Genomic DNA, 13,508 nt, shown 5'->3' on the forward strand with positions numbered 1-13,508 from the left:
GCGCAAAGCCTCAAGCTGGCGCGAAACCTGTGGGAGCGGGTTTACCCGCGAAGGGCTGCAAAGCAGCCCCATCACCGACGATGAAACGTTACCTGACGGGACCAGCTTCGACCCCGCCCATCTGGCCGAAGCGCCCGGCCTGGAAGTCGTCGAACGACTCGGCGATCTGGGCCTGGCTGTTCATCACGAACGGGCCGTAACCTACGATCGGCTCGTCGATCGGCTCGCCGCTGAGCAGCAGCACGCTGACGTCCTCCAGCGCGTCGATGCGCAGCCCTTCGCCGTCACGCTCGAACAACACCAGGCTGGCCGGGCCGGCCTCGCGCTCGCCGTTGACCCGCAGCGTGCCGCGCAACACCACCAGTGCCGCGTTGCGCCCGCTGGCAACCGGCAACTGCAGGCTGGCGCCGGCCTTCAGGCGCAGGTCCCACACATCCATGTCGGTGAAGGTGCGGGCCGGGCCCTGGTGCTCGAGGTAGCGGCCGGCGATCACCCGCAGGCTGCCCGCCTCGCCCTCCAGCGCCACCACCGGGATGTCGCTGGCCAGCAGGGTCTGGTAGCCGGCGGCGGCGCGCTTGTCCTTGGCCGGCAGGTTGACCCACAACTGCACCATCTCCAGGGTGCCGCCACGCTTGGCAAAGGCCGGCGAGTGGAACTCCTCGTGAATGATGCCGCCCGCGGCGGTCATCCACTGCACGTCACCCGGGCCGATCAGGCCACCGGCGCCGGTGGAATCGCGGTGCTCCAGCTCGCCCTGATAGACGATGGTCACCGTTTCGAAACCGCGGTGCGGGTGCTGGCCGACGCCACGGCGGGCACTGGTGGGGGCGAAATCATGGGGACCGGCGTAGTCCAGCAGCAGGAACGGGCTGATATGCCGGGCCAGATGATCGTAGGTGAACAGGCTGCGTACCGGGAAACCGTCACCCACCCAGTGGGCGTGGGGGCTGCGGTGGATACCCTGGATCTTTTTCATGAGAAACCTCCTCTCGTGGATGAACACCACCTTACAGATGAGGTTAATCGTTCACTAGACGGCCAAATTGGCATGCATCGTTCTACAAATGGAACAATCCGACCGCGCCGGCGAACTGGCCGGTACAGTCGGCAGAGGTATCAGACCCCCTGTGCCTCGGCCTGCTCATGGGCCTGGCGCAAGCGCTCGCGACTGTTGCTCAGGTGCAGGCGCATGGCCATTTTCGCGCCTTCGCTGTCGCGCCGGGCAATGGCCTCGTAGATGGCTTCGTGCTCGTGCATCAGCCGGCCCATGTAATGGGCCTGGTCGTCATGGGCCAGGCGCGCGGAGTTGAGGCGGGTGCGCGGGATGATGCTGGTGCCCAGGTGATTGATGATATCGGCGAAGTAGTGATTGCCGCTGGCCTGGGCGATGCGCAGGTGGAACTGGAAGTCCGCCGAGACCGCGTCCGAGGCGTGGGCCGCGCCTTCGTTGAGCTCGTCGAGAGCGGCGCGCATGCCGGCCAGCTGCTCGTCGTTGCGCCGCTGCGCGGCAAGCCCGGCCGACTCGATCTCCAGGGCGATACGCAGTTCCAGCACCGCCAGCACTTCGCGCAGGGTGACAACGGTGGCCGGATCGATACGGAAACCGCCGGCAGTCGGCGCGTCCAGGACGAATGTGCCAATGCCGTGGCGGGTCTCGACCTGGCCGGCAGCCTGCAGCCGCGAAATGGCTTCACGCACCACGGTACGGCTGACGCCTTCCTCGACCATGATCTGCGATTCGGTGGGAAGCTTGTCGCCGGGTTTAAGCTGGCCACTGCGAATGCGCTCGGTCAGCACCGTGACCAGTTCCTGCGCGAGACTGCGCGGCTTGCGCCGGGTGCGTGGCTGTACCTGCTGCTCTGTCATGCCCTGTACATCTTGTTGTGAAAGACAGGCGTGATGATAGCGCATGCGGTTGTACGATCACATACGTCCACTGGGGATTTCACCTCTCATCACCTGCTGGTAAGCAATGGGATGTTATCGAATGCTGGCGAAATGCCCTGCCATGGCGCTAGGCTGCGCGTTTGCCCATGCCCACCAAGGAAGGAACCTGCATGAAGACATTCGATCGCCTGTTGCTCGCCAGCGGCTTGCTGATCCCGTTCTGGCTGCTGATCGGCGTCACCCTGACCGCCAAGGCCTACCCCGGATACAGCCACCTGCAACAGGCCATGAGCCAGCTCGGCGCGGTGGACGCCCCCACCCACACGCTCTCGCCATGGATCAACAACTTCCCCCTGGCATTGCTGTTCGCCCTGTTTGCCTGGGGCCTGGCGCGACGTTGGCGACAATCCAGGCTGGCGCAGCTGAGCGCGCTGCTGATCCTGCTGCACGGCGTGGGCAGCCTGGGCACCGGTTGGTTTGCCTGTGATGCGGGCTGTGCGCCGGTGGCACCTTCGCTGTCGCAACAACTGCACAACCTCAGCGGCTTGCTGATGTTCCTCTCCCTGACCCTGGCCTGCGTGCTGTGGATCGGCCTCGGCCAGCGCCTGGCCCGATCGCGCGGCCTGGCCTGGTGGTCATTGCTGTGCGCCGTGCTGGCGGTGGTCACGGTGCTGCTGATGGCGCGGGCGGCCGAGAGCGGGGAACTGTTCGGTCTGTACCAGCGCCTGAACTACGGGGTCTCGCTGCTGTGGCTGGCGGCCCTGGCCCTGGTGTCGCTGCGAGCCAGCCGCCACAACCCACTGCGCATGGCCATCGTCTGACGGCAAATTGCTGGCCCCCAGGCGTTTGAAGTACGGGCAAACTCCGTTTTCCTTCAGACGCTTAGGACAGCAACATGCGGGTATTTCTAGCAAGCGTAGCCGGCTGCCTGTTGGCCGTCGCCACCTTCGGCGCCCAGGCCCGGGCACTGAGCCAGAACGATCGCCAGGTATGCGGCTGGGGCGCGCAGATCGCCGCCGAGGCCCAGCAGGCCAAGCTTTCCGGAGTCACCTTGTACGCCACGCGCAAGAAGCTGCAGGCCCGCAAGTTCGCCAAACCCTGGATGCGCATGACCGCCTTCGGCATCACCGAGCAGACCTACAACAGCCGTTCGCAACTCAAGCCGGCGGCGATCAAGCAGACCTACTATGAGCAGTGTGCTCAGCATGCGCTTGCGAAGAGATAAATCCTTATAAATCAATGAGTTATAAGGATATTTTGAAGTGATTTATCCAGATTTTTCACATCCAGCGCCAATCTGGATAAATCCTTTAAAATCAACGGATTACATAGCAAATGTAATTTAATATCGAGAATCATGCCGCCATGGCGCGCCATCCTTGAAACGGGCCTCAAGCCACGTCTTGAACGCCCGCATCACCGCCGTGTTCAGACGCGCCGAAGGCCGCACCAGGTAGATCCCCGCGGCCACATCCAGTTGCCACTCCGGCAGTACCCGCACCAGTCGGCCGGCCCGCAGGTCCTCGACCATCAACCAGTCGCCACCGGCGATAATCCCCACGCCCCGCCGCGCCGCCTCGAGCAGCGCCTCGTTGTCGTTGCCGCGCAGGCTGCCAGCGACCTTGACGCTCGCCTGGCGACCGCTGGCGGTGAGGTGCCATTCGGGGAACGAACGCAGCCCACTGAAGCCCAGGCAGTTGTGGCTGGCCAGGTCGGCCGGCAACTGCGGCGTGCCATGCCGCGCCAGGTAGCCAGGCGCGGCGCAGAGGATGCGCAGGTGCTCGCACAGCTTGCTGGCCACCAGGCGGTTGTCGGCCAGCTCGCCAATACGGATGGCCGCATCGAAACCCTCGCCCACCAGGTCGACGAAACGGTCGGCGTACTCAGCATCAATCGTGACCTGCGGGTGGGCCAGCACGAAGTCCGCCAGCAGCCCGCTCAACCAGCGCCGGCCCATGGCCGCCGGCAGCGCCAGGCGCAGGCGGCCGCGCACCTGTGCGGCGCCCAGTGCAGCCTCCTGCTCGGCCTCGTCGATCAAGCGGCTGGCATGGCGCAGGCGCTCCACCAGGCGCTCGCCTTCGTCGGTGAAACGCAGCTGGCGGGTGGTGCGCTCCACCAGGCGGATGCCCAGACGCTGCTCCAGCGCACCCAGGCGCCGGGACAGCACCGAAGGGTGGCGCTCCAGCTGGCGCCCGGCGGCGGCGAACGAACCCTGTTCGTGCAGGGCCAGCAAGGTGGCGAGTTCGTCGGCGCGACGGCTGTCGAAGGGGTGCATGGCAAGGCTCATCCGGGGTCAGGGGGTAAGGATCAGCGCCCCCTCCGACCGGCCCTGCTCCAGGTCCTCATGGGCCCTGGCCACATCGGCCAACGGGTAGCGGCGCCAGATCCGCGGCTGGATGATACCCGCGGCCAGCGCAGCCAGCACGCTTGCCGCGCGGGCCTGGTACTCCTCGGCGGTGCGGGTGTGGGCGGCCAGTGACGGCCGGGTGACAAACAACGAGCCCTTGGCATTGAGCGTGGCGACCTCGATGGCTGCCGGCGCGCCGGAACTGCCGCCGAACGACACCAGCAGACCGCGCGGGCGCAGGCTGTCCAGCGAAGCTTCGAGCGAAAGGCGCCCAACGCTGTCGTAGACCACGTCCACGCCCTCCCCGGCGGTCAGCTCGCGCACCTCGGCGGCCAGGGTGGCGGCATTGAACCGCAGCACGTGGTCACACCCTGCGGCCTTGGCCCGGGCCACGCTCTGTGGCCGCGATACCACACCAATGACGGTCGCCCCCAGGTGTTTGGCCCAAGGCACCATCAACTGGCCAAGCGCTCCGGCGGCGCCATAGATCAGTACCCGCGTCCCGGGGCCGACCGGGTAGGTGCTGGTCAGCAGGTACTGGGCGGTGATGCCCTTGAACAGGGTCGCGGCGGCCTCCTCCTCGCCCAGGCCCGCCGGCAGCTTCACCAACCGCTCGGCCGGGTACAAGCGTGCGCTGGCGTAGCCGCCAAGCGGGCCGGTGGCATAGCCCACAGAGTCGCCCACCTTCACATTGGTGACGCCTGCGCCTACTGCGGCCACCCGCCCGGCGCCCTCCAGGCCCAGGCCGCAGGGCAGCGGCAACGGCGCGCCGCCCTTGCGCTGTAGGACGTCCAGCGGGTTGACCCCGATTGCGGTCTGTTCCAGCCATACCTCGCCGGGGCCGGGTTGTTGTACCGGCAGGTCCTGCAGGTGCAGGACTTCGGTGCCGCCGGTCTGCTGCAGGACTATTCGCTTGGCCATGTTCGTTTCCTTGGGTGATTGCAAAGTCAGGCTCAGGCTAGAGTGCTGCAATGGATCGAACAATGAGGCCTGGTGCAGATGATTCGTGCACTTGAAACAGCAATCGCTCGAATGAGCGTGCCGGTGATCGCCGCAGTGGCGCTGACCACGGCCGAGCGATCAGCGCTTGCGCGCCACCACGCCGTACAGCATGTCGCCGATATAGATTCCGGTACTGGCCTGGCGCTCAGCATCCAGCCGTGACTGCAGGGTTTCGATCCCTACCTGGCGGGCACTGGCCACGCCCTGTTCGATAATCCGCGGCAGGCAGGCGCGCACGATATCAGCCAGGGCGTAACGGCTGTCGGGCGTCTGCACCAGGCATTCGGCGCGCAGGTCCTCCACCGCAAGCCCGGCCTGGCTGAAGATACGGTGCAGGTTGAAGCCGATGTGCAGGTCGGCGCCCTCTTGCGCCAGCATGCGCTGCAGCCACTGCTGGGCCTTGCGGTGCAAGGGGAAAGGTTCGAGGCTGGCCGGCGTCAGGCTGGCGTCGTGCTCCTGGAACACCATCACGCCACCTGGCAGCAGGTGCCGGGCCAGCCCCCGCACGGCCTTGAGCGCATCCGCCTGGTACATCAGCACCCGGCGCCCGACGATGGCGTCGAACAGCCCCAGCGAAGCAGGCAGCGCGTGCAGATCGGCGTGGATGAACTCAGGTGGCGCAGCGCCCTTCGGCACCTCGCGTTGCCGGGCGATCTCCAGCGCCCCGGTCGCCTGGTCAACGCCCACCACCGCGCCATCGCCATCCACCAGGCGGGCCAACAGCAGGCTCACATCGCCGCTGCCGCAACCGACATCCAGCACACGCATGCCAGGGCCGATTCCGGCGTCGAGCAACAACCGCGTGGTGAAATCCGCTTTCGCAAGTGCCATGCCATGCTCCTTAGCGAGGACGTGCCAGTGTGCCGAGCAACGGCCCCCTGACACAAGGCGGATCTGGCCTATCCTTGTGCCACCCGCGCCCATCGGAGCCCTTGCATGCCAGCCCCACAAGACCCGCTGCTGCGCAGTTGGCAGCACAACGCCCAGGCCTGGATCGACGCCGTGCGCGGCGGCGCCATCGAGTCCCGTCGCCAGGTTACCGACCAGGCCATGCTCCTCGCCGTGCTCGGCCGGCAGCCGGCGCGGGTGCTCGACCTGGGCTGTGGCGAAGGTTGGCTGTTGCGGGCACTGGAAAACCGGGGTGTCGAAGCAGTCGGGGTGGATGGCGACGCAACCCTGGTGGCTGCCGCGCATGCGGCGGGTTCGCCCGCGGTACACCTGGCCACCTACGAGCAACTGGCCGCGAGGCAGGTGGACATCGGCCACGACTACTCGCTGGTCTGCGCCAACTTCGCCCTGCTGCACCAGGACATCATCCCGTTGCTGGCAGCCCTGCACGGGCTGCTGCAAACGCAGGGAACGCTGGTGATCCAGACCCTGCATCCATGGACAGCCGCCGCCAGCGACTATCAGGATGGCTGGCGCGAAGAGACGTTCTGCGGGCTCAGTGGCGACTGGCAGCCGATGCCCTGGTATTTCCGTACCCTGGCCAGCTGGTTGAAGGCGCTGCAGATGGCCGGCTTCAGCCTGCTCGAACTGCAGGAACCGCAACATCCGCAGCAGCGGCTGCCGCAGTCGCTGCTGCTGGTTGCGCAACGCACCTGACAAGGCGCCAGGGCGTTCCGTTTGCGACAGCAAGCGCCCCGGCGTCTTGCTCCACCCCCGTGCCTGCCGCTAGCCTGCGCTGCCCTGCCCCGGACGGACCCTGCTGCCCATGCAACCCCGCGACCTTGCCGCCTACCTGTTCCTGGCCATCGCCTGGGGCTTTTCTTTCCTGGTCATCCTCAAGGTGGTGCATGCCTTTGGCTGGGTGGGTGCGGTCAGCCTGCGCGCACTGATCGCCGCAGGCACCCTGGCCGCGCTGGCCGCCCTGCTTGGCCGTACGCTGCGCCTGCGGCCACTGCTCAGGCCGCTGCTGGTGGTGGGCGCTACCACCGTGGCCGGGCAACTGATCGGCCTGTCCTATGCCACACCGCGTATCGGCACCGCCATGGCGGCGATTATCGTCGCGACCATTCCGCTGTTCTCGATGATCATCGGCCGCCTCTGGGGGCTGGAGAAGATCAGCCTGCAAGGGCTGGCCGGGCTGCTGCTGGGCCTGCTCGGCATCATCCTGCTGGTAGGCTTCCCGGCACAGGAGGTCAACGAAGACTTCGTCCACGGCTGTATCGCCTCGTTGGGCGGCTGCCTGTGCGCGGCGTTCGGCAGCAACTACGCCAGCCTGCACCTGCGCGGCCAGGATCCGTGGACAGTGACTGGCGGCGCATTCCTCGCGGGCGGCCTGCTGACCTTGCCGTTGCTGGTGCTGGTCCCGGTGCCGGGCGTTCCGCAGGCCGCGGATTGGCTTTACCTGGCCATTAGCGGCGCGGTGATGAGCGCCACCACCTACGTGCTGTATTTCGGTCTGGTGGCCCGCATCGGCGCCACCCGCACCATCAGCGTCGAGTTCGTGGTGACCTTGGTCGCCGTGCTGGTCGGGGCGCTGTTCCTCGGCGAGGCGCTGAGCTGGCTGCAAGCCTTCGGTGGCCTGGTGATCATGTTCGGCTGCATGCTGGTGCTTGGCCTGTTGCCCGGCAAGGGCCCACGCCTGCCCAGTTGACTCGGCCGCCAGGTTACTCCCGGGCGGAAACGGCCTGCACGGCAGGGTCTTGCGGCGGCGTCAGACGCAGCACACGGTCGCGACCACCCTCGGCAAGCAGGTAACCGCCGCTGCCGTCGGGCACGATCGCCTGCGGTGCCTTGAGAAAACTGAGCACGGTATGGCGCGATCCATCGCCGTCGACGCGCAGCAGCCGGGCACGGTGGGTGGAGTCCTCGCTGATCCACAGGCCGCGTGCATCGCAGAGCAGGAACGTCGGGTTGCGCAAGCCTTCGACCACCACGGGGTCCTGGCCATCGTCGCTGAGCGCCCGAATCTTGCCGCTGGCCTTTTCGGTGTAGAGCAGGCGCCCGTCGTTGCAACGGGTCAGCCCTTCGGTTTCGGTCAGGCCCGAGCGCAGCACATCCAACTGGCCGCTGCGCCAGTCGTAGCGCATCAGCCGGCCATCACCCTTGCGGTCTTCGATCGCGTAAAGGTGTTCGCCATCGTTGTACAAGCCCTGCACATTGTTGCCTTGGAACAAGGGCATGACCTGGCCATTGCGCGACAGGCTGACCGGCGCCTCGCCCACCTCCTGGCTGAACACCCAGCCGCCTTCCACGGCGACCATGCCATCGGGTTTGGACAAGCCTTCGACCAGCACCACACGGTCGCCGTCGGCGGTGATCTTGATGATGCTGCCTTTGCCACCGTTGAGCTCACGGCTCACCAGCAGGCTGCCATCCAACTGCGGCAACAACGAGGCAGCCTTGTCGACCTCGCCGTGCAGCAACTGCACACGCCAGCCATCAGCGGCCTGCACCGGATAGAAACTTTGCCAGGCGAAAAAACCCAGGGTGCTGGCCACCAGCCCTGCACCGACGGCCAGGGCCAGGCGGGCACTGCGCTTGCGCAGAACATGCATCATTGATCGAGCTCCTGAAAGTGGCGCGATCGTAGCAAGGGGATGTGAAAAAAATGTCATGGCTCAGTGACCGGTCGGTCACGACAAAATAAATGGATATAAAAATAACAAAACAATCTAACTGAATGGAATAAACAAATTGAAATAGCCCCTGCCAGCTCCGTAGGCTGGAGCCACGCTTTTCCGCCTATTCAAGGAGCCCTCACCGTGCCTTCCCGTGCCTTCTCCCCCCTGCGCCGCCTGCTGATCGGCGGCCTGCTGGCCAGCGTTGCCAGCGCCCTCCTGCCTTGGTCCAACGCGGTTGCCGACGATGGCAAGACCCTGCGTATCGGCTACCAGAAGTTCAACAGCATCAACATTCTCAAGGGCAGCGGTGCCCTGGAAAAAGCCCTGGCGCCCCAGGGGGTGAAGGTCAGCTGGCATGAGTTCGCCGCCGGCCCACAGCTGCTCGAAGCGCTGAGCACCGGCGCCATCGACCTGGGCCACGCCGCCGACGCGCCTTCGGTGTTCGCCCAGGCCGCCGGCAAGCCGGTGGTCTACCTGGCCGCCGAGCAGCCCTACCCGCGCGGCATCGGCCTGGTGGTGCGCGAGCAGGACCAGATCACCTCGGTCGCCCAGCTCAAGGGCCAGCGCGTGGCCACTGGCCGCGGCTGGAACGCCCAGTACCTGCTGGCCGTGGCCCTGGAGCAGGCCGGCCTGAGCTACCAGGACATCACCCCGGCCTACGTCAACAACGCCGCCGATGCCGTCGCCGCGCTGCAGTCGGGCAGCGTGCAGGCCGTGACGCTGTGGGACCCGTTCCTGGCTGCCGCCGAAGCGCAGCCGGGCCTGAAGAACCTGCGCGACGGCAGCGGGCTGTCCAACAATCGCACCTTCTACCTGTCCACCGCCGACTTCGCCGACCAGCACCGCGCGCTGCTCAAGACCTTCTTCGGCGAACTGGCCAAGGTCAGCCAATGGGCCAACGCCCAGCCTGGCGAGGTCGCCAGCCTGCTGGCGCCGCAACTGGGGATCGGTGCCGACGTGCTCAAGACCGCCAGCGAGCGGCGTAACTACAACGCCGTGGCCATCACCCCGCAGATCGTCGCCGAACAGCAGAAGCTGGCCGACACCTTCCAGGGGCTGGGGCTGATCCCGCGCAAGTTGAATGTCGCCGAGGCGGTTTATCCGGCCTCTGTGCTGCCCTGACAGGGATGCCTTGCGAGGTGATTGGGGTGGGACCTCCAAGTGTTCGCCGAGAGGCTTTCTGCGCCTGTGAGATCGAGCGCCGCCCGCGCGGCGCATCGCTGGCAAGCCAGCTCCCACAGTTTGTTTCGGGCCAATTATGCCTGTGAAAGTACCGGCGCCTGCTTTGGTGCATGCCTTGAGTCATATGGGGCGGCGGCAACGCCCACACTGAAACCGCGTCGTACCAACAAGGCGGATAGCGAAGAACTTACAGGAGTAACTGGCCCGAAACAGATGTGGGAGCTGCGGTTCGCCGCTGCGACTTGCCAGCGATGCGCCGCGCGGGCGGCGCTCGATCTCACAGGCGCTGCAACCCTTTCGCCGAACCCTCGCAGCCCTCACACAATCTCATTCAAAGACCTTGCAGGGCATGGCCCTGACAAGGAGGTAACGATGCCCCGCCCGATCCGCTTCAACGCCTTCAGCATGAACGCCGCCAGCCACCAATCGCCCGGCCTCTGGCGCCATCCACACAACACCAGTGTCGCGTTCAACCGCCTGGACTACTGGACCGACCTGGCCCGGCTGCTGGAGCGCGGCCTATTCGACGCGCTGTTCATCGCCGACGTGCTGGGCATCTACGACGTCTACCAGGGCGGCCCCGAGGCAGCCCTGCGCGGCGGCGTGCAGGTACCGGTCAATGACCCGCTGCTGCTGGTGCCGGCCATGGCCGGGGTCACGCAGCATCTGGGCTTCGGCGTGACCTTTTCGTTGACCTATGAGCACCCGTATCCCTTCGCCCGGCGCATGTCTACCCTCGATCACCTGAGCAATGGCCGGGTCGGCTGGAACATCGTCACCGGCTACCTCGACAGCGCCGCGCGCAACCTGGGCCTGCCCCGGCAGCTCGGCCACGACCAGCGCTATGACCTGGCCGAAGAATACCTGCAGGTGCTGTACAAACTCTGGGAGCAAAGCTGGGAAGACGATGCGGTGCTGCTGGAGCGCGAAACCGGGCGCTATATCGAGCCCAGCCGGGTACACCCGATCAACCACCACGGCGAGCACTTCCAGGTGCCCGGCATGCACCTGTGCCAACCTTCGCCACAGCGCACCCCGGTGCTGTTCCAGGCCGGCGCCTCGGCACGCGGCCAGCAGTTCGCCGCACGGCACGCCGAGTGCGTGTTCATCAGTGGCCCGACGCCCGCAGTGCTGCGCCGCTATGCCGACGGCATTCGCCAGGCCAGCGAGGTAGCCGGGCGCGGGCGTGACGAGGTGCTGATCTATGCGCAGGCACTGCTGATCGTTGGCGCTACCCGCGAGCAGGCCGAAGCGCGCTTCGCCGAATACCGCCGCTACGTAGACCTCGACGCCGCCCTGGCGCTGCTGTCGGGCTGGACCGGCATCGACTTCGCAGGCCTGGACCCCGACGCGCCCATTGAATATGTAGAGAATGACGCCGGCCGCGCCGCCCTGGCGGCGTTCACCGCCGCCGACCCGAACCGCCGCTGGACCGTGCGCGAAGCCGCTGAGTTCGTCGGCCTGGGTGGGCGCGGCCCAGTGCTGGTGGGCAGCGCCAGCGAAGTGGCCGACCAGCTGGAGCAGTGGCTGGACCAGACCGGCATCGACGGTTTCAACCTCACCTATGCGGTGCAACCGGACGATCTGGCCCATGTGGTCGAGCTGTTGGTGCCCGAACTGCAACGCCGCGGCCGCTACCCCACCGCCTACAACGATGGCACCTTGCGCCACAAGCTGTTCGGCAACGGCGACCGCTTGCCGGCGGAGCATGTCGGCCGCCAGGTACGCATTCAGTAAGCAAATACCCGGTATTTCAACATTTAATTTGTGGATGGCGCGGACAGGCTCTTATGCTGTCCCGGCATCCCCTGCACGCACCGGCCGGTGTGGTCAAAGGCATGGGGAGAGAACAACAAGTCGAGACCGTTCATGTCGAAACCATCCTACTTCGCCCCCCACGGTGGGCACCCGGCTCAGACCGAGCTGCTGACTGACCGTGCCATGTTCACCGAAGCCTATGCCGTCATCCCCAAAGGCGTGATGCGTGACATCGTCACCAGCCACCTGCCGTTCTGGGACAAGATGCGCATGTGGGTCATCGCTCGCCCGCTGACCGGTTTTGCCGAAACCTTCTCGCAGTACATCGTCGAAGTCGCCCCGGAAGGCGGCAGCGAGCGCCCTGAGCTGGACCCGAACGCCGAAGCGGTACTGTTCGTGGTCGAAGGCCAGATCGACATCACCGTCGAAGGCAAGCACCACACCCTGGTCCCAGGCGGCTACGCCTTCCTGGCCCCGGGCGCCGAGTGGAGCCTGCGCAACAACAGCCAGGCCAACGTCACCTTCCACTGGCTGCGCAAGCACTACCAGAAAGTCGAAGGCCTGCCGGTGCCGGAGTCGTTCGTCACCCATCGCGACAACGCCACCGTCATCGAGATGCCGGGCACCGAAGGCGCCTGGAAGACCACCCGCTTCGTCGACATGGCCGACATGCGCCACGACATGCACGTCAACATCGTGACCTTCCAGCCGGGCGGCGTGATCCCGTTCGCTGAAACCCACGTTATGGAACACGGCCTGTATGTCCTGGAAGGTAAAGCGGTGTACCGCCTGAACCAGGACTGGGTCGAGGTCGAGGCCGGCGACTTCATGTGGCTGCGCGCCTTCTGCCCGCAGGCCTGCTACTCCGGCGGCCCGGGCCCGTTCAGCTACCTGCTGTACAAAGACGTCAACCGCCACGTGCACCTGACCCTCAACCCGCAGCGTTGAGTTCAGGTTGATGTTTGCAAAGCCCGCCTTAATGGCGGGCTTTGTTTTTGTGGCCATACTTGCAGCTTGCCTTTGCTGCGGCCACCGATCATGCCCCTCTCCCGCCTGCTGCTTGCCCTGCTGCTGTCGCTACCGGCCCCGCTGCTGGCCGCCGACGACTGGCAGCTGGCCTATGACCGCGAAGGTATCCGCGTCTACCTGAGCAGCGTCGCCGGCTCCCCCTACCAGCAGTTCCGTGGTGTCAGCACCATGAATGCCAGCGTGCGCACACTCACCGACCTGCAGGAAAACCTGCGGGTGGCGTGCAAATGGCTGTATGCGTGCGAGCAGATGCGCCTGCTGGACGTGGAAGGTGACAGCACCTGGGTGTACCTCACCACCAACCTGCCGTGGCCCACGCTGCCACGTGACATGGTGCTCAAGGTCAGCACCGAGCGGCTGGACGACGGTACGCTGGTACGCCACCTCAGCGCCGACCCTGGCAGGGTGCCGGAAGAACCGGGGCTGATCCGCGTAAAGCGCATCAACGGGGAATGGATCATGAAGCCGGTGGGTGCAAAGCGGACCGAGGTGACCTATCAACTGCAGGCTGATCCGGCCGGGGATGTACCGGGCTGGCTGGCCAACCGATTCGTGGTGGATGCGCCAGTGGTGACGCTGCGCACGTTGCGTGCGGTGGCCGAACGGCAGCGTTGAGCGCGGGACCAATTCAAGGGTCCATGAAAGCATCGCGGGGCAAGCCCGCTCCCACGCCAAACGTTGATGTTGGCGTGGGAGCGGGCTTGCCCCGCGATCAGTCACGAAGCAGACCTTGG

At 66.0% G+C, this 13,508-nt stretch carries 14 protein-coding genes; 8 read left to right on the forward strand and 6 right to left on the reverse strand.

The window, feature by feature from the left end; translation table 11 throughout:
* Window positions 1–88 precede the first annotated feature (88 nt).
* On the reverse strand, window positions 89–976 hold the full coding sequence (locus LOY51_RS14460) for a pirin family protein (RefSeq protein ID WP_258641728.1): 888 nt from the start codon (window positions 974–976) through the stop codon (window positions 89–91).
* Window positions 977–1,116: 140 nt separating this feature from the next.
* Window positions 1,117–1,866, reverse strand: coding sequence for a FadR/GntR family transcriptional regulator (locus LOY51_RS14465; RefSeq protein ID WP_125858824.1), 750 nt, complete (start codon window positions 1,864–1,866; stop codon window positions 1,117–1,119).
* Between the two features lie 191 nt (window positions 1,867–2,057).
* Here LOY51_RS14465 and LOY51_RS14470 point away from each other — a divergent pair, with 191 nt between their 5' ends.
* Together LOY51_RS14470 and LOY51_RS14475 are read left to right on the forward strand one after the other, a co-directional pair.
* Window positions 2,058–2,708 (forward strand): DUF998 domain-containing protein, encoded by a 651-nt coding sequence (locus LOY51_RS14470; protein WP_125858825.1) that lies wholly within the window; start codon window positions 2,058–2,060, stop codon window positions 2,706–2,708.
* A 74-nt stretch (window positions 2,709–2,782) separates the two neighbouring features.
* Window positions 2,783–3,112 carry a hypothetical protein gene (locus LOY51_RS14475; RefSeq protein WP_110994419.1) on the forward strand — a complete coding sequence of 110 codons (330 nt, stop codon included), beginning with the start codon at window positions 2,783–2,785 and terminating at the stop codon, window positions 3,110–3,112.
* Between the two features lie 117 nt (window positions 3,113–3,229).
* Here LOY51_RS14475 and LOY51_RS14480 read toward each other — a convergent pair whose 3' ends face one another.
* The 3 genes from LOY51_RS14480 to LOY51_RS14490 all read right to left on the reverse strand — a co-directional run bounded on the left by LOY51_RS14480 (window position 3,230) and on the right by LOY51_RS14490 (window position 6,067).
* Window positions 3,230–4,162, reverse strand: coding sequence for a LysR family transcriptional regulator (locus tag LOY51_RS14480; protein ID WP_258641729.1), 933 nt, complete (start codon window positions 4,160–4,162; stop codon window positions 3,230–3,232).
* Window positions 4,163–4,180: 18 nt separating this feature from the next.
* Window positions 4,181–5,155, reverse strand: a complete 975-nt coding sequence (locus LOY51_RS14485; protein ID WP_258641730.1) for a quinone oxidoreductase family protein — start codon at window positions 5,153–5,155, stop codon at window positions 4,181–4,183.
* 159 nt (window positions 5,156–5,314) lie between these two features.
* On the reverse strand, window positions 5,315–6,067 hold the full coding sequence (locus tag LOY51_RS14490; RefSeq protein WP_125858829.1) for a class I SAM-dependent methyltransferase: 753 nt from the start codon (window positions 6,065–6,067) through the stop codon (window positions 5,315–5,317).
* 105 nt (window positions 6,068–6,172) lie between these two features.
* Between LOY51_RS14490 and LOY51_RS14495 the strand changes: the two genes are divergently transcribed.
* Window positions 6,173–6,841 carry a class I SAM-dependent methyltransferase gene (locus tag LOY51_RS14495; protein ID WP_258641731.1) on the forward strand — a complete coding sequence of 223 codons (669 nt, stop codon included), beginning with the start codon at window positions 6,173–6,175 and terminating at the stop codon, window positions 6,839–6,841.
* 109 nt (window positions 6,842–6,950) lie between these two features.
* On the forward strand, window positions 6,951–7,835 hold the full coding sequence (locus LOY51_RS14500) for a DMT family transporter (RefSeq protein ID WP_258641732.1): 885 nt from the start codon (window positions 6,951–6,953) through the stop codon (window positions 7,833–7,835).
* A 13-nt stretch (window positions 7,836–7,848) separates the two neighbouring features.
* Here LOY51_RS14500 and LOY51_RS14505 read toward each other — a convergent pair whose 3' ends face one another.
* Complete coding sequence (locus LOY51_RS14505) at window positions 7,849–8,742, reverse strand: NHL repeat-containing protein (protein WP_125858832.1); 894 nt, start codon at window positions 8,740–8,742, stop codon at window positions 7,849–7,851.
* Between the two features lie 204 nt (window positions 8,743–8,946).
* On the opposite strand from LOY51_RS14505, the gene LOY51_RS14510 reads away from it, so the two are divergent.
* The 4 genes from LOY51_RS14510 to LOY51_RS14525 all read left to right on the forward strand — a co-directional run bounded on the left by LOY51_RS14510 (window position 8,947) and on the right by LOY51_RS14525 (window position 13,389).
* Window positions 8,947–9,927, forward strand: a complete 981-nt coding sequence (locus tag LOY51_RS14510) for an aliphatic sulfonate ABC transporter substrate-binding protein (RefSeq protein WP_125858833.1) — start codon at window positions 8,947–8,949, stop codon at window positions 9,925–9,927.
* Between the two features lie 432 nt (window positions 9,928–10,359).
* On the forward strand, window positions 10,360–11,724 hold the full coding sequence (locus LOY51_RS14515) for an LLM class flavin-dependent oxidoreductase (protein ID WP_258641733.1): 1,365 nt from the start codon (window positions 10,360–10,362) through the stop codon (window positions 11,722–11,724).
* A gap of 132 nt (window positions 11,725–11,856) precedes the next feature.
* Complete coding sequence (locus LOY51_RS14520) at window positions 11,857–12,693, forward strand: bifunctional allantoicase/(S)-ureidoglycine aminohydrolase (protein WP_125464268.1); 837 nt, start codon at window positions 11,857–11,859, stop codon at window positions 12,691–12,693.
* Between the two features lie 90 nt (window positions 12,694–12,783).
* The gene (locus tag LOY51_RS14525) at window positions 12,784–13,389 is read left to right on the forward strand and encodes an START domain-containing protein (RefSeq protein ID WP_125858835.1); all 606 of its coding nucleotides are present in this window, start codon (window positions 12,784–12,786) and stop codon (window positions 13,387–13,389) included.
* Window positions 13,390–13,508 lie beyond the last annotated feature (119 nt).

The organism is Pseudomonas sichuanensis (assembly GCF_024749065.1).
GTDB classification, from domain to species: Bacteria; Pseudomonadota; Gammaproteobacteria; order Pseudomonadales; family Pseudomonadaceae; genus Aquipseudomonas; species Aquipseudomonas sichuanensis.